The sequence below is a fragment of the Streptomyces sp. NPDC090442 genome, assembly GCF_044769405.1.
Lineage (GTDB): Bacteria > Actinomycetota > Actinomycetes > Streptomycetales > Streptomycetaceae > Streptomyces.
Genome location: NZ_JBIVXW010000008.1, coordinates 57097 through 74565, shown reverse-complemented (window position 1 = coordinate 74565; position 17469 = coordinate 57097). Strand labels below are relative to the sequence as shown.

General features: G+C 70.4%; 20 protein-coding genes. 7 read left to right on the top strand and 13 right to left on the bottom strand.

Features of this window, described 5'->3' with window-relative positions:
* The first annotated feature begins 119 nt into the window (after positions 1–119).
* On the top strand, positions 120–1199 hold the full coding sequence (locus ACIQU6_RS08470; protein ID WP_403480866.1) for an Lrp/AsnC family transcriptional regulator: 1080 nt from the start codon (positions 120–122) through the stop codon (positions 1197–1199).
* 30 nt (positions 1200–1229) lie between these two features.
* Here ACIQU6_RS08470 and ACIQU6_RS08465 read toward each other — a convergent pair whose 3' ends face one another.
* Positions 1230–2615 (bottom strand): FAD-dependent monooxygenase, encoded by a 1386-nt coding sequence (locus tag ACIQU6_RS08465; RefSeq protein ID WP_403480865.1) that lies wholly within the window; start codon positions 2613–2615, stop codon positions 1230–1232.
* Between the two features lie 83 nt (positions 2616–2698).
* On the opposite strand from ACIQU6_RS08465, the gene ACIQU6_RS08460 reads away from it, so the two are divergent.
* A complete protein-coding gene (locus tag ACIQU6_RS08460; RefSeq protein ID WP_403480864.1) occupies positions 2699–3295 on the top strand; it encodes a TetR/AcrR family transcriptional regulator in 597 nt (198 codons plus the stop codon).
* Between the two features lie 243 nt (positions 3296–3538).
* Here the strand turns inward: ACIQU6_RS08460 and ACIQU6_RS08455 are convergent, their stop codons facing one another.
* From ACIQU6_RS08455 to ACIQU6_RS08425, 7 genes are all read right to left on the bottom strand, one after another.
* On the bottom strand, positions 3539–4396 hold the full coding sequence (locus ACIQU6_RS08455; protein ID WP_403480863.1) for an alpha/beta fold hydrolase: 858 nt from the start codon (positions 4394–4396) through the stop codon (positions 3539–3541).
* Positions 4393–4986 (bottom strand): TetR/AcrR family transcriptional regulator, encoded by a 594-nt coding sequence (locus ACIQU6_RS08450; RefSeq protein ID WP_403480862.1) that lies wholly within the window; start codon positions 4984–4986, stop codon positions 4393–4395. Before ACIQU6_RS08450 ends, ACIQU6_RS08455 begins: the two co-directional genes overlap by 4 nt.
* Positions 4987–5115: 129 nt before the next feature.
* Positions 5116–5370, bottom strand: a complete 255-nt coding sequence (locus tag ACIQU6_RS08445) for a hypothetical protein (RefSeq protein ID WP_403480861.1) — start codon at positions 5368–5370, stop codon at positions 5116–5118.
* Positions 5371–5437: 67 nt separating this feature from the next.
* Entirely contained in the window at positions 5438–5803 is a 366-nt protein-coding gene (locus ACIQU6_RS08440) for a hypothetical protein (RefSeq protein ID WP_403480860.1), read from the bottom strand.
* A gap of 318 nt (positions 5804–6121) precedes the next feature.
* Entirely contained in the window at positions 6122–7129 is a 1008-nt protein-coding gene (locus ACIQU6_RS08435; protein WP_403480859.1) for a hypothetical protein, read from the bottom strand.
* Between the two features lie 59 nt (positions 7130–7188).
* A complete protein-coding gene (locus ACIQU6_RS08430) occupies positions 7189–8316 on the bottom strand; it encodes a polyprenyl synthetase family protein (protein WP_403480858.1) in 1128 nt (375 codons plus the stop codon).
* 283 nt (positions 8317–8599) lie between these two features.
* Entirely contained in the window at positions 8600–9481 is an 882-nt protein-coding gene (locus ACIQU6_RS08425; protein WP_403480857.1) for an alpha/beta fold hydrolase, read from the bottom strand.
* Between the two features lie 82 nt (positions 9482–9563).
* Between ACIQU6_RS08425 and ACIQU6_RS08420 the strand changes: the two genes are divergently transcribed.
* Positions 9564–10061, top strand: coding sequence for a CGNR zinc finger domain-containing protein (locus ACIQU6_RS08420; RefSeq protein ID WP_403480856.1), 498 nt, complete (start codon positions 9564–9566; stop codon positions 10059–10061).
* Positions 10062–10139: 78 nt separating this feature from the next.
* Here the strand turns inward: ACIQU6_RS08420 and ACIQU6_RS08415 are convergent, their stop codons facing one another.
* The gene (locus tag ACIQU6_RS08415) at positions 10140–10871 is read right to left on the bottom strand and encodes a dienelactone hydrolase family protein (protein ID WP_403480855.1); all 732 of its coding nucleotides are present in this window, start codon (positions 10869–10871) and stop codon (positions 10140–10142) included.
* Positions 10872–10991: 120 nt separating this feature from the next.
* On the opposite strand from ACIQU6_RS08415, the gene ACIQU6_RS08410 reads away from it, so the two are divergent.
* Together ACIQU6_RS08410 and ACIQU6_RS08405 are read left to right on the top strand one after the other, a co-directional pair.
* Positions 10992–11483 carry a MarR family winged helix-turn-helix transcriptional regulator gene (locus ACIQU6_RS08410; protein WP_403480854.1) on the top strand — a complete coding sequence of 164 codons (492 nt, stop codon included), beginning with the start codon at positions 10992–10994 and terminating at the stop codon, positions 11481–11483.
* 152 nt (positions 11484–11635) lie between these two features.
* Positions 11636–12151 (top strand): DUF6879 family protein, encoded by a 516-nt coding sequence (locus ACIQU6_RS08405; RefSeq protein ID WP_403480853.1) that lies wholly within the window; start codon positions 11636–11638, stop codon positions 12149–12151.
* Positions 12152–12223: 72 nt separating this feature from the next.
* On the opposite strand, the gene ACIQU6_RS08400 is transcribed toward ACIQU6_RS08405, so the two are convergent.
* Complete coding sequence (locus ACIQU6_RS08400; protein WP_403480852.1) at positions 12224–13372, bottom strand: FAD-dependent oxidoreductase; 1149 nt, start codon at positions 13370–13372, stop codon at positions 12224–12226.
* Positions 13373–13480: 108 nt separating this feature from the next.
* Positions 13481–14374, bottom strand: a complete 894-nt coding sequence (locus ACIQU6_RS08395) for an NADP-dependent oxidoreductase (protein WP_403480851.1) — start codon at positions 14372–14374, stop codon at positions 13481–13483.
* Positions 14375–14445: 71 nt separating this feature from the next.
* Here ACIQU6_RS08395 and ACIQU6_RS08390 point away from each other — a divergent pair, with 71 nt between their 5' ends.
* Together ACIQU6_RS08390 and ACIQU6_RS08385 are read left to right on the top strand one after the other, a co-directional pair.
* Positions 14446–15015 (top strand): TetR/AcrR family transcriptional regulator, encoded by a 570-nt coding sequence (locus ACIQU6_RS08390; protein WP_403480850.1) that lies wholly within the window; start codon positions 14446–14448, stop codon positions 15013–15015.
* Between the two features lie 136 nt (positions 15016–15151).
* Positions 15152–15565, top strand: a complete 414-nt coding sequence (locus ACIQU6_RS08385) for a VOC family protein (protein WP_403480849.1) — start codon at positions 15152–15154, stop codon at positions 15563–15565.
* 131 nt (positions 15566–15696) lie between these two features.
* Here the strand turns inward: ACIQU6_RS08385 and ACIQU6_RS08380 are convergent, their stop codons facing one another.
* On the bottom strand, positions 15697–16566 hold the full coding sequence (locus tag ACIQU6_RS08380) for a GyrI-like domain-containing protein (RefSeq protein WP_403480848.1): 870 nt from the start codon (positions 16564–16566) through the stop codon (positions 15697–15699).
* Between the two features lie 213 nt (positions 16567–16779).
* Entirely contained in the window at positions 16780–17451 is a 672-nt protein-coding gene (locus ACIQU6_RS08375) for a hypothetical protein (RefSeq protein WP_403480847.1), read from the bottom strand.
* Positions 17452–17469: the final 18 nt, after the last annotated feature.

Here is a 17469-nt window from a genome sequence, read left to right as displayed (position 1 = left end):
CGGCGCATCGTGCGCTCCTTCCGTTGTGTCTGTGCGCACCTTCCGTCGTGCACGTCCAAGCCTCGGCGATGCCCGGTGCACGGCGACCCGGAATCGGCGCCGTCTGTAACATCACGGCCATGGTGCGCCACGAGATCGCAGATTCCGTCACTCTCGATCCTGATGATGTGCGGATCCTTCGCTCGCTTCAGGTCGATCCCCGGGTCGGATTCGCGACCATGGCGACGGTCCTCGGGGTCTCCGAGCTGACCGTCGCCCGCCGCTACCGCCGCATGCGGCGGGCCGGGCTGATCCGGGTGATCGGGGTGGTGGACCCGGGGGCGCTCGGGCAGAGCCGGTGGATGGTGCGCCTGCGGTGCCGGCCGGGCAGCGGTGCGGCCATCGCCGAAGCGCTCGCGCAACGCGACGACATCGGTTGGGTCGCCCTGAGCGCGGCCGGTTCCGAGGTCACCTGCGCCGTGCGGTCACGCTCGGCGGAGCAGCGCGACGACCTCCTCGGCCGCCGGCTTCCCCGCACCGCCGCCGTGCTCGACCTCCAGGCATCCGTGATGCTCCGTCAGTTCCTCGGCGGACGTGGGCACTACTGGGCCGCGCTCACCGGCACGTTGAGCCCCGAGCAGGAGTCCGCCCTCGGATCCGGGGCCGGTTCCGGTGTCGGATCGGGCGATCGGCCGTTCACCGAGCAGCCGGTCGTGCGTGCGCATCCGTCACAGCTCGACACCCATGACGAGAGACTGCTCGCGACCCTCGCCGTCGACGGGCGGGCCAGCCACGTCGACCTCGCAGCCGCGGCCGACCTCACCCCGGGCCGAGCGTCAAGACGCCTACAGGCACTGCTCGCCAACGGGGTGGTCCACATCGACGTGGAGATCGCACCCATCGCCCTCGGATACCGAGCCCGAGCGAACCTCTGGATGCGGGTCCATCCGGCCGAGGTCAAGACCGTCGGGCGGGCGATGGCGCAGATGCCGGAGGTGGGCTTCGCCGCCGCGGTCTCCGGACCGCACAACCTCCACGCGGTCGTCCACTGTCACGACCTCGACAGACTCTTCGAGTTCAGCACCGAACGCGTGGGAACCCTGCCCGGCGTCGAAGGGATGGAGATCAGCCCGATCTCCCGTCAGATCAAGCAGGCCGGAACCCGACTGGACGGTGACCGCCTGAGCGAGGCGACCGGCGGCGACCAGGGGCGTCCCTGACGCCAGTCAGCCCCCGGTCCCGGCGTTCGTTCAGTGGCGTCGGCCGATGTAGCCGTCGGGGCGGATGAGGAGAGAGGTGCCGTCCGAGGCGTCGTAGGCGCTGTAGGCGTGCCCGTGGGTGTCGATGACATGAGGACTGGTCGAGGTCTGACCGGGACGCAGGACCGCGTAGGCGTGGGGTGTGTCCGGTGCGGGTGCGCCGAACGTCAGTTGGGTGGCGTGGGGGCCGCGATAGAGGTCGAAGAGTCGTATGGTGCGGCCGTCGGAGTCGGTGACGGGTGCGTCCGGTGCGCGGTCGCCCGCCACGATCCGGCCCTCGGTCGTCCGGTAGGAGATGTCCAACTGGCGGGTGTTCGCGCCGCGTTCATGGGCATCCGCGGCTCCCTCCCGGTGCTTGCGCAGGAGTTCGGAGCTGACCGCGAGGACGTTCTGAGCGGTCGCGCGCCGCTCGGCCTCGTAGCTGTCGAGCAGCTCGGGCGAGCCGTCGGCCAGCTTCCAGCCGAGGTTGTAGGCGTCCTGCACGCCCGTGTTGAGCCCCTGCCCGCCGGTGGGCGGATGCACATGGGCGGCGTCGCCCGCGAGGAAGACCCGGCCCACCCGGAAGCGCTCGGCCAGGCGGATGTTCGGCCGCCAGACGGTGGACCAGGTCAGCCGGGTCAGCCGGACGCCCGCGCCGCATGCGTCCAACTTGCCCTGGAGGGTGTCCAACGACGCCTCGTCGTCGTCCTCCAGGAGCGGCGCGTTGAACTGGAACAGTCCAGGCGTACCGGGCAGCGGGCTCAGGCCGACGCCGGCCCACGGGGTGTCCGCGCGGGCGAACCAGTAGCCCCAGGCGTGGTCCAGTCCGTCGGCGGCCACGTCCCCGAGCAGCATCCGGACGGTCTCGTCCGTCGTCCCCTGGAAGGGGACGCCCAGAGCCCTGCGGACGGTGCTGCGCCCGCCGTCGGCCCCCACCAGGTAGGAGGCGCGTACGGTCTCGCCGGTGGACAGGCGCGCCGTCACCCCGTCCTCGTCCTGGGTGAAGTCGACCAGCGCCGTGCCGAGTTCGACACGCACGCCGAACTCGGCGAGCCGGTCCCGCAGGACGCCCTCCGTCTGGGACTGGCCGAGCACCCAGGCGTTCGGGTACGGCACGTCGGGGGTCGCTTCCAGGCGTTCGGCCGTCCGCCGGTCCATCACGTGGGTGCCGTCGAGGTGTACGCGGACCGTTGCCACCGCGCGCCCTTGTGCGAGGACCGCGTCGAGAACGCCGAGGTCCTCGAAGACCTCCAGCGTGCGGGGTTGGAGGCCGTCGCCCCGCGAACCGGCGAAGTGCTCGCTCGCCTTGTCGATGACGCGTACGCCGAGCCCGCGCCGGGCGAGGTCGATGCCCAGGGTCAGGCCGGTGGGACCGGCACCCGCAATCAGAACGTCCATGATCGGACCTCGTTTCTGAATCAGAATTCAGTGAATGTGGATTCAGTATGTTCGTTGGTAGGGTTCCGAGTCAAGGAGGTGCCGTGAAGCGCAAGGAAAGGGCCGCGGAGACCGAGGCCGCACTGAAGGTGGCGGCCAAGCGGGTCTTCGCCGAACGCGGCTACCTGAACACCAAGATCACGGACATCACCGCCGAAGCCGGACGCGCGGCGGGCTCCTTCTACAACCACTTCGCCGGCAAGGAAGCGCTCCTGGAGGCGCTCATGGCCGACATGTCGGCCGAGAGCGACACCCTGGCCGGCGCTCCGGGACACCTGTCGGACTTCACCGATCCGGCGGCGGTCCGCGAACACGTCGCGATCTACGTGCGCCTCTACCGGGAGCACGCCGCGACGATGCGCGCCATGCAGGAGGCCGCATTGGTCAGCGAGGACTTCGCCGCGTCGCTGGCCAGGTTCGAGGCGGGCGAGATGGCCGACATCCTGGGCCACGTCACCTGTGTCACCGATGCCGGTCGCGCCCTGCCCGCCTCGCCGGAGACCTCCCTGCGCATGGCGTTCGACCTGATCCACGCCTTCTTGCGGGCCCGTCAGCAGCACGCCGACCAGGCCGGCGACGAGGAGGCGACCGAGGCTCTGACCCGTTTCGTCTACCGCGGGTTGAACGGCTGCGACTACTGACTGCTGGTCAGCCCCGGCGCGTTGCGGCCGGGGCTTGGCAGTTGACGGGCTAGGGCGCTTCTGACGGATCTCCGCGGCGTCGCGGCGTCTGGCACGCACTCCCCCACGCCTTAAGGGCGCGGGGGGACCCCCTGCGGCGTTGCCGAAATGTCCCCATAGCTCCGCTATGAAGACATCCCGGCGCCTTGCGATCGTACGCACCAGACGCCGCTCCTTCCTCCACGGAGATCCGTCAGAAGCGCCCTAGCGCCGGACGTCCGAGCGCCGGAAGGTCTCGCGCAGGCGCTCTTTGAACGGGGCCGGGTGGGTGGTCAGGCCCGTGTGGCCGCCGGGGAAGTGATGGGGTTGCGTGCCGAGTTGTTGGGCGAGGGCGGCGGCCGCCCGGTGGGGGAGTTCGCCGTGTGAGTCCTGGCCGCAGGCGAGTACGAGCCGGTCCGATGCCGCCTTGAGGCGGTGGATGTCGGGGACGTAGGCCATGAAGCCGGGAACGATGCGCTCGACGAAGTACGGGAGGTTGGCCATCGTTCGCTCGGCTCGGGCCGCTGCCTGGGGCGGCAGCTTCATCTCGGGTTGCGGCTCGGGGGCGTGGTCGTCGCCCTCCTTCTTCAACCCCGCGGCGAAGACCGCCATCGCCGGCATGAGCCCCTGCGCGCGGAACGTCTCCTTGACGCGGGCCAGGAGCGCGCGGTGCGTGGCGGCGTCGGGCAGGACCTCGACGACGGGGGGTTCGTGCGCGACGAGGCGTTCGATGCGTGCGGGGTGGGTGGTGAGCAGGTGCAGGGCGGCGATGGCGCCGGAGCTGGCGGCGAAGACCCGGGCCGGCTGGTTGGGGGAGAGCAGGTCCAGCAACCGGCGGGCGTCGTCGGCGTGTTCGGCCACGTGCTGCTCGGCGTCCGGGTCGTGCAGGGGGCTGTGGGATATGCCGCGCGGGTCGTAGGTGGCCACGGTGTAGTGCGCGGCCAGGTCGTCGGCGACGGCGTCGAAGGAGGCCGTGCCGCCGCTCCCGCCGGGGATCAGCAGCAACAACGGTCCCTGGCCGCGTACTTGGTAGGAGAGGGTCGCGCCGTCGACGGGCAGGGTGCCGGTGGTGGGGCTGGTCATGACAGGTCTTCTTCTTCCGGTGTGGGCCAGTTCTTCAGGAGGGTGTGGAGGGCGTCGAGGTTGCGCGCCCAGGAGCGCCGCGGCGGACGGGCATGGCCGAAGCCGCCGGTGGCCTCCAGGGCGACGAAGCCGTGGAAGGTGCTGCGCAGCAGCCGGACCGCGTCGGTCAGATCGGGCTCGGTCAGTCCGTAGCCGCGCAGCATGCCGTAGGTCAGCTCGATCGCGCGTCGCGGGCCGGGCGCCTGCTGCGCCAGCTCGGGGTCGATGGTGAGGGGGGCCTGCGTCGCCGTGTAGCGGCCCGGGTGCTGATGGGCGTACTCCCGCCAGGCGTTGGCGAACGCGACCAGCGCGTCCCTGCCTGACCGCCCGGCGGTCGCCTCCGCGATCCGCAACGTCTTCTCGTCCGCCGCCAGCAGCGCGATCCGGCCACGGAGGTCCTCCAGGCTGCGGACGTGCGTGTAGAGGCTCGCATCCCTCACACCGAGTCGTCGTGCCACCCGCGACATGGTCACCTGGTCGAAGCCGACCTCGTCCGCCAACTCGGCACCCGCGATGGTCACTCGCTCCGTCGTCAGTCCCGCCCGCGCCATGGATTCTCCTCACGTCCTAGGGCCCCTAGGTATAAGCTAGGGGCCCTAGGAAGCGCAAGCGGGAAGATCTTGACGGTCGCGGCCCCGGACGCGCGTCCGGGGCCGCGGGACCGCCTCAGGGGCGGTGGCTCAGTACCGGACCTGGCCGCGGTATCCGACGGGGCCTTCGTCGGGGAACTGGGCGGTTCCCGCGAAGCGGCTGCCGTCGTCGAAGAAGGTCACCGACCCGTTCCCCGCTTCGCTGCTCCACGTCACCGACGTTCCCTCGGCGGGACGGCCGTCTTCGGGGACGATGTGGTCACGGTTCCTGATCTTGATCGACAGCGGCGCGTCCGTCTGCCAGCCGCCGCCCTCGGTGTGGATTTCGGTGTCGTAGGTGGCCATGGTTCCTCCCATCTGTTGCGGGCGTTTGGCCCGCGTCTGGTCGTCTGTGCGGAGTACCGGTGGTGGCTCAGCCGCCGGAGGAGATCCGTCGGCAGTCTCGGCCTTGCGGCCACGTCGAACCTTCGACCCAGCCGGTCAGGCGGTAATACGCTGCGTCGTTGCCGCGGACAACGACGACATCGGAGAGCGGGCCCCGGCATCTGCTGTTGCACCGCTGCGCAAAGAGGTTGGGCAGTTCCGCCCGCGCCTCCTCGCAGACGATGACTTCTCGGGCCTGTAAGGAAGAGGCACCGGTCAGCGTGGGGGTGTGGGGTGCGGCGGCTGCCTGTGCGAGGGGTGTGCCGGCGATCTGGATGACTGCTAACGCACCTGCGGCGAGGGTCAGGGTTATGGCTCGCAGACAGGTGCGCAGGGGTTTTCGTGCCGTGCTCATTTCGGTCTCCTTCGGGGACAGGCGGGACACGATCACCTTCTCCGGACGCCTGCCGCGGAGGCCGTACTCGGGACTGCACGACGTTCAACGGTGAGCGATATCCAGGAGGTTCGATCACCCACGTCATCGGGAGACTCGCGCCGGAGACTTGACCCAAACCACTCCTGAGGTAGGCGCGTGACGCACGCGGTGGCGCGCGGCCGGTGGTACCTGTGGTGGCGGAAAGTCGGCCCTCCGTAGCGCTCGGTCAGAGGGAACCTCGCGCCCCGCGACAGCGGGCCGTGCCGTCCTACGCCGTGAGTTCCCCGGACCCGGGGTTCAACTGCCCTTCCGTGGCGCTCCGCTGGCATGCAGGACGCTCGTGTAGGGCGTGTTGTCCGGGCGGGTGTAGCGGGCGCTCCTCTGCTGCCACGACACCATGGAGGAGATCGGGTACATGATGTCGTGGGCGAACCGGAAGGCGCAGGCGGTCTCTTCGGGGGTGAGGCCGCGCCGGTGGCACGCCGTCCGCATCCGCGACTGCTGGAGGAGCATGTTGTCGCAGGCTTCGAGTACGACCTCGACGGTGCGCGCGACGGCCTCCCGGCGCGTGCAGCCGAGTTCCCGCTCGAAGACGAAGACGAGGTTGTGGTGGTCGCCAGCCGCTTCTTCCTTGGCCTGCGAGTAGAGGTCGTTGATGTAGCAGATGGCGTCGTTCGCCGAGTCGAAGAGCGACCGGAAGGCCGGGGCGGCGCGCACGCCGGCGGTCGTGTGGTAGCCGTTGGCCACCTCGATGAGATCGGTCATCAGGTGAACGGCCCCGGTCTTCCTCCGGAAGTCGCGGTATGCGCGGAAGCCCAGCGGTTTTCTGTTCGCCCGGTTGTCGGTCTCCTCCACGGTCGAGCTGAGGAAGACGGCCCAGTCCTGGGTCAGGCGGGCGTGGTGCTCCGTCGGGTAGAGCTCCTTCTCTCTGGTGATCACGTCATGGAGCGCCAGAAGGAAGGGGGAGGGGCGGGTGGGCACCACGCCGGTTTCCAGGTAGGCGAGCAGCGGCCCGCCGACTGACTGGGCGTAGCGGAAGTTGGTGGATTTCTCGCCTACGTGGAGATCGTCGTAGATGGTGCACCAGTTGAACGCGTTGACCGCGAGTTCCAGGCCGTCGGCCGGTGCGTCGGGCAGCCATCCCGCGACCAGCAGGGCGATGTCCCACGAACGGTAGCGCCGCTCGTCGTTCGGGGTCGGTATGAGCCCGGCCCGCCCGGCCCAGGCAAGATCCCGCTGTCTGGCCGTGGCGAGATGCGCGTTGATGCGCAGCGGGAAGGGAACGGTGATGTTCGGGCAGCTCACTTGCCTCTCCTATGCGGTGACTCGCACCCCGAGTCGTGGTCCTCAGGCGTGCGTTGCGTTCACGAGGCCCTCCGGGTGACGGTGTCGACCAGGCACCTCAGGTGCGGGAGGGCAGCGGGCGTGATGGCGGTGGCGGTGTCCAGGGTGTCGAGGGCGGCTTGTCGACGTTGGTCGATGAGGTCCTCGACGTGGGCGCGGGCACCGCAGGCGGTGAGGGCGCCGCGGATCTGCGCGGCCTCGGCCTCGGTGAGGTGGGGGTCGGCGAGCAGGCGGTGCAGCAGGTCCTTGTCGCCGGGTGCGACGTCGCGCAGGGCGAGGGCGATGAGCAGGGTGTGTTTGCCCTCGCGGAGGTCGTCCAGGCGGGACTTGCCCGTCACGTGGGGGTCGCCGAAGACGCCCAGGAGGTCGTCGCGGAGTTGGAAGGCTTCCCCCAGCGGCAGGGCGTAGGCGGAGAGGGCGTCCAGCAGTTGTGGGGGCGCTCCGGCGAGGGCGGCGCCGAAGTGCAGGGGGCGCTCGCAGGTGTACTTGGCGGTCTTGTAGCGGATGATCGCTCGGGCCCGCTCGATGTCGCCGCTGGGCCGTCCGGTGGCGTCCACGTCGAGGTACTGGCCGTAGAGCACTTCGGCGCGCATGGCGTCCAACAGGGGCAGTACGCGGAGCAGTTGGGGTGGGGAGAGGCGGGCGGTGTGGATGAGTTCGTCGCTCCAGGCCAGGGCGAAGTCCCCGACGAGGATCGCGGCGCTGGCGCCGAACCGATCGGCTGCCTGCCCGGGGTGGTCCTCGGCGTGACGGTCGGCGAAGGCGCGGTGGACGGTGGGCCGGCCGCGGCGGGTCGTGGAGTCGTCCATGACGTCGTCGTGGACCAGGCAGAAGGCGTGGAACATCTCCAACGCGGCGGCCACCTGCAGCACCGAACGCGGTGCGGGAGCGGCGCCGCCGGCGGCGTACCAGCCGAGCACGCAGAGCATCGGACGCAGCCGCTTGCCGCCCGCGTCGAAGAAGTCCCGTAAGGCCGCGGGCACTTCGCCGGGCAGGCCGCCTGCGGTGGCCTCGGTCCGCTTGTGGTCCAGGAACTCGGTCAGGAGCGCTTCGACGCGGTAGCGGGCCGCAGGCAGGTCGAGTTCGCCGGTCGCGGGGGTGGTCGAGGTCGTTGGGGAAACGGGAGGCATCGGAGGGACGAGCGTCATGTGTCATGGCCTTCCGTCGCGCTGGCCAGGGAGCTGAGCGCCCGGTCGTGGGACGACCGGGCGCGGGACGGGCGGTCGCCCAGGCTCCCGGCATCTCAGACAACTCGCACCGCGGCAGGGTGGCAACCCTTGACGATGGCACATGACGGCATGTCACAACATCTCCACACGCGGCCGGACCCAAGGCACGCGCCGCGCGCGGAACGGCCCCATGAGCGGCCTCTTCGGGGACCGCCGTTGGCGGAGCTCGCGTTGTCGAGCCGTTCCGGGGCCTGGCGCTCCGTCACCCTTGCGCTGGCGCACCCAGTACGCGCGGGCGGAATCCGATGACGGCCTCGGCAACCGCGTCGAGATGGCTCTCCAGGAGGAAGTGGCCGCCGTCGAGCAGGGCGATCTCCGCGTCCGGGGCGTCGCGCCGGAACGCCTCGGCGCCGGCCGGCGCGAAGATCTCGTCGTTGCGGCCCCAGATCGCGAGGACGGGGACACGGCTCGACCGCAGCCACTCCTGCACCGCCGGGTACAGGGTGCGGTTGCTGGCGTAGTCGCCGAACAGGGCGAGTTGGGCCCGGTCGACGCCGGGGCGGGCGAGCAGCGCCAGGTCGTGTTCCCAGGCATCGGGATCGACCAGGCTGGGGTCGGGGACACCGTGGGTGTACTGCCACTCGACGGCTTCGCGGCCCAAGGCGGGCCGCAGCCGTGCCTCGTTCTCCGGAGTGCGCTGCGCCCCGTAGGCCCAGATGGGTTCCCAGAAGTCCGGGACGAACCCTTCCTCGTAGGCGTTGCCGTTCTGCGAGATGACGGCGAGGACCGCTTCCGGGGACGCCAGCGCGAGTCGCCAGCCGATGGGGGCGCCGTAGTCCTGTACGTACATCGCGTAGCGGTGTACGCCGAGGCCGGCCAGGAAGTCGCGCGTCACCTCGGTGAGCGCGTCGAAGGTGTAGGGGAAGTCCGTCACGCTCGGCGCCGACGAGCGGCCGAAGCCGATGTGGTCGGGTGCGATCACCCGGTACGGACCGGCCAGTGTCGGGATCAGGTGGCGGAACATGTGGGAACTCGTCGGATAGCCGTGCAGCAGCAGGAGGACGGGGGCGTCCGAGGGGCCCGCCTCCCGGTAGAAGACGGTCAGGCCGTCGACGTCCGCGGTCCGGTGATGAACAGCAACCACAGTAACCCCTTAATTGGTTTTAACTGGTTAGGTTATGCTGAATCATGCGCGGGACCGGATGAGGTGTCAAGGAGGGTGGGCCGTGGTCGAGGACGAGGATCTGCTGCTCGCCGTGCTCAACAGCGCACCGGTGGTTGATGGTTCCCCCACGGATTTCCTGAGCGGGGAGGGGGCGGCCGACTGGATACGGGCGTTGGGAGGTCGCGGCACGAAGGAGGAGTGTGGTCGTCTGCGTCTTGTGCGCGACACGCTGCACCGGCTCGTCCGGCGGACGTCCTCGGATGTCGGCAATCTGGCGCTCGCCCTCGACGGGGCGCGGCTTCGCCCGGTCGTCTCGCCCGCGGGCGTGTCGTGGCAACTGGAGGCGGAGCCCGGGGAGGAGCTCGCCGTCCGCGTCGTACTCGCCTGGTCGCGCGTCGCCACGGAACTGCCGGGACGGCTGCGGGCCTGCGCCAACAAGGAATGCAATCTGTTCCTCGTCGATCACAGCCGTCCCGGGACCGCCCGCTGGTGTTCCATGGCGGCCTGCGGCAACCGGATGAAGGCGCGCACCCATGCGCGCAAGCGGCGCGTTGGGTAGCGAGCGTTCCGAACGGAAGTCGGATCAACGTCATCGCCGGCGCGCACGAGGGTGCCCCCGCCGCATCCGGTCGGCGTCTCAGCTGTTGGTCAGGCTGTCGCCGAGGAGGGGGAGCAGGCGGTCCCAATGGCGTTGCAGCGCAGCGGAGTTGAAGGCGTCCGTGTCGGACATGGTGAAGCCGTGGAGGGTGCCGGGGTAGATCTCTGAGGTGTGGTTGACGCGCGCGGCGTCCAGCGCCTGGTTGAGCTCGGCGAGGGTCGCGGGCGTCATGTCGGTTGCGGCGTGGCCGAGATGGACCCGGGCGGTGAGCTTGGCGAGGAGGTGCTCGTCGGCGTCCACGGGGCAGTGGAATCCGGCGACGGCGGCCACCCGCCCGGGGTGGGCCGCCGCGGTGCGCATCGCCAGGAGGCCGCCTATGCAGTAGCCGGTCACCGCGACCGGTCCGGCACTGACCTCGGGCTGGCCCGTGAGGAACCGGAGGTAGGCGTCGGCGTCGCGCAGGATGCGTTCGGCGGTGTGCGCCTTGACCAAGGGCATGAGCTGCTCGACGAGCGCGGGTCGGACGTCCTCGCCGATGTGCTCGGGGAGTTCGATCACCGGCGTCGGGCCGTGCCGGTAGAAGAAGTTGGGGACGAGCACGTAGTACCCGTGCCCGGCCAGTTCGCCGGCCAGCTCCCGTAGCACGGGCCGGATGCCGAAGGCGTCCGCGTACAGCAGCACCCCCGGGTGCCGCCCGTCGCCGTCGGGGAAGGCGGCGAACCCGTCGGCCCGGCCGTCCGTGGTGGGAATCTGAACTGTCTTGATGGGCAAGCTTTCCCTTTCTTGCTCTTCCGTGCTCTTCCTTGGTGTCCGCTCAACTGGCACGGGCCACAACGACGTTGTCGGCTCGGCCGAAGGTATATCGTTAGTTGGACTAACGCAATGGAGGGGATGAGCACCGTGAGCAGAGACGGAGCCGCGGACGCGCCCGACGGCGGTATGCCCAGGACGCCCGACAGGCTGCGTCGGCGGGCGAGCCGACTGTTGTCGCAGCTGACCGTGCGGTCGGACCGGCTGATCAACGACGGGCTGGCCCGGGTCGACGCCCGCAAGTGGCACTACGCCGTGCTCGCCTCGTTGCAGGATTTCGGGCCGGGCAGCCAGGCGACGCTGAGCGGGCGCACCGGCATCTACCGCAGCGACCTGGTCGGCGTGCTCAACGAACTGTCCGAGCGCGAACTGGTCGAGCGCGCACCGGATCCCGACGACCGGCGGCGCAACGTCATCACGATCTCCGTCGAGGGACGCCGTCGACTACGCCGCCTCGACAAGGAGTTGGACGACCTCCACGACGAGCTCCTCGCGCCGCTGGCCCCGGCCGAACGCGACCACCTCGTGCAGTTGCTCACCCGCTTGCTGGACCATCACACCCGGACCTCCTGACCCGGCGCGGTGCCGCCAGTGCGCCCGCGTGACCGAATTGGCACTCTTGACGATCGATTCCGGCCAGTTGATGGTCGTACCGGGCCACGAGTCGATCGTCCGGCTGCCGAGGCCCATGCGTCAGTACATTCCGTGGTGGGAGGACAACGCCGGTGACAAACCTGGCACTTGAAGGATTGGCCAGCGCTCAGCACTCCGCTGTCCACCTGGAGATGCGCGACGCCTACCAGCCCGGCGATCCCGATTTCATCGCGTGGCGGAACGGCAAGCGCCTCGACCCCACCGCGGACCGGTCAACGTGGTGGCGTCCGTTCCTGGACGCGGTCGCCGAGGCGACGGCACGCGGAGTCAGCATGCGGCGGGCGCGCGTCGTGTCCGAGCCCGTGACGGACTACATCAAGTACGAGTACGACATCAGCTTCTCCAACGTGGCGGCCGGGGAGTTGATTCGGTGGCTCCCTCGACGCAGAGCGGCGGACATACCGCTGCCCGGTGCTGACCTCTGGATGTTCGACGGGTCGTCCGTGCTGTTCACCCACTTCTCCGGAGTGGGTGAGGTGGTTGAGCGGGAGTGGTGTACCGAACCAGCCGTCGTGGAGCTGGCCAGCTCGGCGTTCGAGGCCGTGTGGAAGCGAGCGATCCCGCACGAGGAGTACCGGCCGGGCTGAGCCGAGACGGTCGAATCGGGGGCGGTCACCGAGGTGGTCGCCCCCGCGCTCCGCGTTCTCGGCGCCTCCGACTCAGGTGCGGGCGGTGCCTGTTGGGGCAGCGGGTCCCCGCTCGCCCCGGGTGAAGAAGTGGACCAGTTCCTCGGGCGTGGGGTGGTGGGGGGCTTCGGCTGCGGCCGCTGCGCTGCGGGGGAACAGCGCTCGTTCGTATGCGGTGAGGGCGGCTTCGACGTCGTTGGGGTGGGCGGCGAGGGCCTGGCCGAGCTCGGCGCCGTCCTGCATCGCCAGGTTGGCACCCTCGCCGTCGGGGGGCGAGAGGTGGGCGGCGTCACCGAGCAGGGTCACTCCCGGCACCCGGTCCCAGCGGTGCCCGATCGGCAGGGCGTGGAGGGGGCGCAGGACCGGTGCGGTCCCGCCGGCGGTGATCAGGGCGGTGAGTTCCGGTGCCCAGCCGTGGTACTCCTCCGCGATCCGTGCCGTCGCCGCGGCGGCGTTGGTGAAGTCGACGGAGGCGAACCAGTCCTGCGGCTTGGTCAGCGAGATGTGGGCGTGGAGGGCCCCGCCCTTCTCCCGGTGGGCCACGAACCACTTTCCCTTCTCGTGCGGGTCGAGCGCGACGAGCGTCCCGTCGCCGACCGCCTTCGCGGTGGCCGGGTGTCGGATGTCGGCGTCGTGCAGGTGGGTCTCGACGAAGGACCGGCCGACGTAGGCGGGTGCGGCGTCGGAGAGTAGCGGTCTGACGCGTGACCACGCGCCGTCCGCGCCGACCAACAGGCCCGCGATGACGGTGGTGCCGTTGGCGAAGGCCACCTCGTGACGGCCCTCGGCGACGGCGCGGACGCCGACGGCCCTGTGGTCCCATCGGACGGTGCCGGCGGGCAGCGCGTCGAGCAGGATCTGTCGCAGCTCGCCGCGCTGTACCTCGGGGCTGGTGCCCGTGCCGTCGTCGGCCTGGTCGAACAGGACGGTCCCGTTCCGGTCGAGGAGCCGTATCGCTTGGCGTCCCTCCAGGACGATGCTGCGGAACTCGTCCATCAGGTCGGCTGCCTGGAGGGCGAGTTGGCCGTTGTGGTCGTGGATGTCGAGCATCCCGCCCTGTGAACGCGCCGTCGGCGAAGGTTCCGCCTCGTAGACCGCGACCGGGATTCCACGGACGTGCAGGACGCGGGCCAGTACGAGGCCGCCGAGGCCGGCGCCGATGATCGTGACGGGGAGGTGCATGGGGCTCCTTACGTGGGGCACTTCTGCCGGGTGGGCCCGGCGGGGTCTCTGGGGGAACGCAACGCGGCTTGCCCGCTTGCCTGGCCGTGCGTCTGCGGGGGAAACGGCTCAGACGGTCAGGACCCGGCGCCCGCGCGTGTGACCGGCCTGGCTTTCGGCGTGCGCCGTCGCGGCCTCGGCGAGCGGGTACGACTTCTCGACCGGGATGTGGAGCCTGCCCCGCGAGATGAGGTCGACGGCCTCGGCGAGCGCTTCCGGCACGCTCCCGGCCACGCCGGAGAACCGGACGCCGAACTCCGGTGCGCCGAGGTCGGCGATGGAGAGCACCTTTCGCGGATCCCCGGTCAGTTCGACGAGTTCGCGGATCACGCCCGAGCCTGCCAGGTCGAGCGCCGCGTCGACGCGGCCGAGTTGCCGCACCCGCTCGGCCCAGCCCGCGCCGTACGTCGTGGCGAGGGCGCCGAGGCCGCGCAGATAGTCCTGGTTCGCGGCCCCGGCCGTGCCGATCGTCGCGATGCCCCGGTCGCGGGCGATCTGCAACACCGCCGATCCAACGCCCCCGGACGCGCCGCTGACCAGCAGCGTCTGTCCGGACCGCACACCGACCTCGCGGAGGATGCGCAGCGCGGTCTCCACCACGGACGGATACCCGGCCGCCTCCTGGAACGTCAGCCGCTCCGGCATGCGGGCCCAGGCCGACAACACGGCGAACTCGGCGTAGGTGTGGGTGCCTTCACCGAAAACGCGGTCGCCGACCGCGATCCCTTCGACGCCCTCGCCGACCTCGTCCACCACTCCGGAGGCGTCCTGCCCGACTCCGGCCGGCAACTCGATCGGATGGACTCTTTGGAACTGGCCTTCGCGGATCCGCCAGTCGACGGGGTTCACGCCCGCCGCGCGCACGGCGATCCGTACCTGGCCGGGGCCCGCGTGGGGCTCCTCGGCAGCCACGAGTTGCAGCACATCCGGACCGCCGAACTCGGCGAAGCTCACTCTCTTCATGCGGCGGACTGTAACACTAACGGTTAGTGTTTTGGAACTGTTCTGGTTTCGCATCTGATAGCTTTCGGGCCATGAACGAGCCGTCCGGACGCCGCGAGCGCAAGAAGGCCGCGACCCGTCAGAAGATCGCCGACACCGCCCTGCGGCTCTTCCTGGAACGCGGGTACGACGCGGTGGGCATCCGTGACGTGGCCGCCGAGGCCGACGTGGCCGTCACCACGCTCTTCTCCCACTTCGCCTCCAAGGAGGCCCTGGTGTTCGAGCGGGACCAGGACTTCGAGCGGCAACTCACGCGGGCGGTCACCGACCGGGCGCCGCGCGAGCCGCTCGTGCCCGCGCTGCGCCGTGAGATCCGGGCCATGGTGCGACATTGCACGGCGGACGGCGCCGCCCCGATCTGGCGGATGATCGACGCGTCGCCCGCCCTGCGGGAGTACGAGGAGTTGATGAGGCTGCGTCATGCGGAGTCGCTGGCGACGGCCATCGCCGCCGACCTCGACCTGTCGCAGACCACCACGGCCTGCCGGACGATCGCGAGGTTCGTGCTCGACGCCTACTCGCTGGCCCGCGAGGCGCCCGAACCGGAGGCCGCGGTGGACGAGATCTTCCGGATGATCGAGGCGGCCTGGGAAGTCGCCTGAGGCCGTGGGGCCTTGGGGCCGATGGGGCGGAAGCGTGAGTGGGTGGGCCTTGCCGGGAGGCGTCGTCCGGGCCGTTGTCAGTGGTCCCGCCTAGCCTTGGGGCATCCGATGGTTCGGTCCGACTCTGGAGGTTTCCATGGCTTCGCGTCTCAACCCCTACCTCACCTTCGGCGGCGACGCCCGACAGGCGATGGAGTTCTACCAGGAGGTCTTCGGCGGCACGTTGGAGCTGAAGACCTTCGGCGAGTTCGGTCAGGCCGGTGCACCGGAGGCCGACAAGGTCATGCACAGCGTGTTGGAAAGCCCGGGCGGCTTCACCCTGATGGCCAGCGACACCCCGCCGGGGATGACGTACACGTCGGGCGACAGCTTCGCGATCAGTCTCACCGGTGACGACGACGCCGAGTTGCGCGGCTACTGGGAGAGACTCTCCGCGGGCGGCTCCGTGGCCGTGCCCCTGGAGAAGCAGATGTGGGGCGACACGTTCGGCATGTGCACGGACCGGTTCGGTGTCCGCTGGTTGGTCAACATCGGGTCGGCGCAAGGCTGAACGGCCCTGCGCCGACCCGGGACGCCGGACGGTGAACCCGTCGACCGGCCAACTGGCCAACTGGCCAACTAGGCGCCTGGGCGCACCCTTTGGTGTCGTGGGAAATGCTGCGGTTGGATCCTCGGGGTCTGTTATGCCGGTTCGACGGGTAGCCACAGTTCGCAGGTGGCGGTGGTGAAGTCGTCCGCGCGTTCCAGGATCGTGAGGATGGAGGGGCCCGGGCGCAGGCGCCACGGGTTGGCGGGGAACCACTCGGTCGCGGTGGCGGCCCAAGTCGTCTGGAGGGTCTGCGGATACGGGCCGGCGCTGCGGAAGACCGCCCATCTGCCGGCCGGTATCCCGATGGCGTCGAGGTCGTCGGGGGCGGAGGTGTCCTGTGTGACGGCGACTCCGTGCAGGTAGGTCAGTTCGCTGCCCTCCGGGGCGTCCGGGGCCAGGTCGTCGGAGACCGCCAGCAGGCCCGCCGGTTCGGTGTTGCCGAGGGCCTTCAGCCGGGCGTGCTCCTGTTGGGGGAGTGCGGCGATGTGCTGCTGGATGTGCGGGTTGATGCCCTGATAGATGAGCGGGACCCGGGCCGCGTGTCCGATCAGCCGGAACGCGGGGCGTTCGACGACGCGCGTGTCCATGGGGGTGCTCCCTTCTACGGTCAGGCGGAACCTGAGCTGCGGTTGTGTGCGAAGGGGACCTCCGTCGCGGCGCACCGCACGGGGCGTGGCGCCGTGGACGGCTCGGAACGCACGGCCGAACGCCTCGGTCGAACCGTATCCGTGTCGGACGGCGATGCTCAGCAGATCGTCCTCGCCCCGGACGACGTCGGCGGCGGCGACGGTCATGCGGCGCCGGCGCACGTACTCCGACAGCGGCATGCCGGCCAACGACGAGAACATCCGGCGCAGGTGGTACTCGGTCGTGCCGAGCGCCGTGGCCGATGCCTTCACGTCGAGCTCCTCGGCGAGGTGTTCCTCGACGAGGGCGACGAGCTGGTTGAGGGCCGAGATCATGGGGCCTCCCTTCGCCCTCAACCCTGGCAGAGGGCGCCCGGCCGTACCCGATCGTTGCGATCCGATCCGATCGGGTGCCCGGCCGGACGCAGGGCCGCTGTCGTACGGCCGGGTCGCCGGGGCGGGGCGCTCGTTCAATGCCCCGCCCCACGGCGGCGTTTCACGCGGTCCGGGCATCCCGACCGATGGCGGCGCCGCGATTCCGCGCCGGTACTACCCCAAGGCGTCCCGGTGCTGCCCGAGGGCCGCTTCCACCCGGGTCGCGAAGTCCATCACCGCGGCGGCACGGAGGGACCAGGCGCGGTCGGTGGGGCGGTGCAGGGTCTGGACGAGCAGGACCGAACCCTCGGGGCTCTCGGGGAGCGGTTCGATCGCCAGCCGGCGGGCCACCTGCCAGGTGTGGTTGCGGTCGGGGCCGGCCGTGGTGGGGGTCAACGCGCGGGCCGCGTCCAGGAGACGGGTGTTCCGGTTCAGCCGGTCCGCGGTCGCGGGGTCTCCGTTGAAGTGGGCGGAGGTGGTACCGCTGGGCGTGTTCAGTTCGACGGCGGAGGGGACCGTCGGGGCCAGGGGCACCGCGTAGAGGAGGTGCCCCAGTCCCAGGCTCCGGCGGATGCCCGAGCGCCCGGTCAGGACCGAGGCGCGGAGTTCGAAGCGCCTGGGGGACCGGGCGTCGACATAGAGGAAGCAGTGCGTCGGCACCGGCATTCCGCTGAACCGAGCGCGCGGTGGGAGCAGGCTCCCGGCCGGTACGCCGGTGCTCTCGGCCGGCAGCGTCATGGCCAACGGTGGCGCGGTGAGGCCGAGTTCGTCCACCAGCGCGGTGGTGAGGTCGACGGCAGTCTGCTCGGGAGTGGCGTTCCGGCCGGACCAGATCGCGGCGGGCATGGGCGTTTCTCCTTGCTC

Coding starts and splice junctions, on each gene's coding strand:
- ACIQU6_RS08470 (WP_403480866.1), top strand. CDS start 120: ATGGTGCGCCACGAGATCGCAGATTCCGTCACTCTCGATCCTGATGAT.
- ACIQU6_RS08465 (WP_403480865.1), bottom strand. CDS start 2,615: ATGGACGTTCTGATTGCGGGTGCCGGTCCCACCGGCCTGACCCTGGGC.
- ACIQU6_RS08455 (WP_403480863.1), bottom strand. CDS start 4,396: ATGACCAGCCCCACCACCGGCACCCTGCCCGTCGACGGCGCGACCCTC.
- ACIQU6_RS08450 (WP_403480862.1), bottom strand. CDS start 4,986: ATGGCGCGGGCGGGACTGACGACGGAGCGAGTGACCATCGCGGGTGCC.
- ACIQU6_RS08445 (WP_403480861.1), bottom strand. CDS start 5,370: ATGGCCACCTACGACACCGAAATCCACACCGAGGGCGGCGGCTGGCAG.
- ACIQU6_RS08440 (WP_403480860.1), bottom strand. CDS start 5,803: ATGAGCACGGCACGAAAACCCCTGCGCACCTGTCTGCGAGCCATAACC.
- ACIQU6_RS08430 (WP_403480858.1), bottom strand. CDS start 8,316: ATGACGCTCGTCCCTCCGATGCCTCCCGTTTCCCCAACGACCTCGACC.
- ACIQU6_RS08410 (WP_403480854.1), top strand. CDS start 10,992: ATGAGCACCGTGAGCAGAGACGGAGCCGCGGACGCGCCCGACGGCGGT.
- ACIQU6_RS08400 (WP_403480852.1), bottom strand. CDS start 13,372: ATGCACCTCCCCGTCACGATCATCGGCGCCGGCCTCGGCGGCCTCGTA.
- ACIQU6_RS08395 (WP_403480851.1), bottom strand. CDS start 14,374: ATGAAGAGAGTGAGCTTCGCCGAGTTCGGCGGTCCGGATGTGCTGCAA.
- ACIQU6_RS08390 (WP_403480850.1), top strand. CDS start 14,446: ATGAACGAGCCGTCCGGACGCCGCGAGCGCAAGAAGGCCGCGACCCGT.
- ACIQU6_RS08385 (WP_403480849.1), top strand. CDS start 15,152: ATGGCTTCGCGTCTCAACCCCTACCTCACCTTCGGCGGCGACGCCCGA.
- ACIQU6_RS08380 (WP_403480848.1), bottom strand. CDS start 16,566: ATGATCTCGGCCCTCAACCAGCTCGTCGCCCTCGTCGAGGAACACCTC.
- ACIQU6_RS08375 (WP_403480847.1), bottom strand. CDS start 17,451: ATGCCCGCCGCGATCTGGTCCGGCCGGAACGCCACTCCCGAGCAGACT.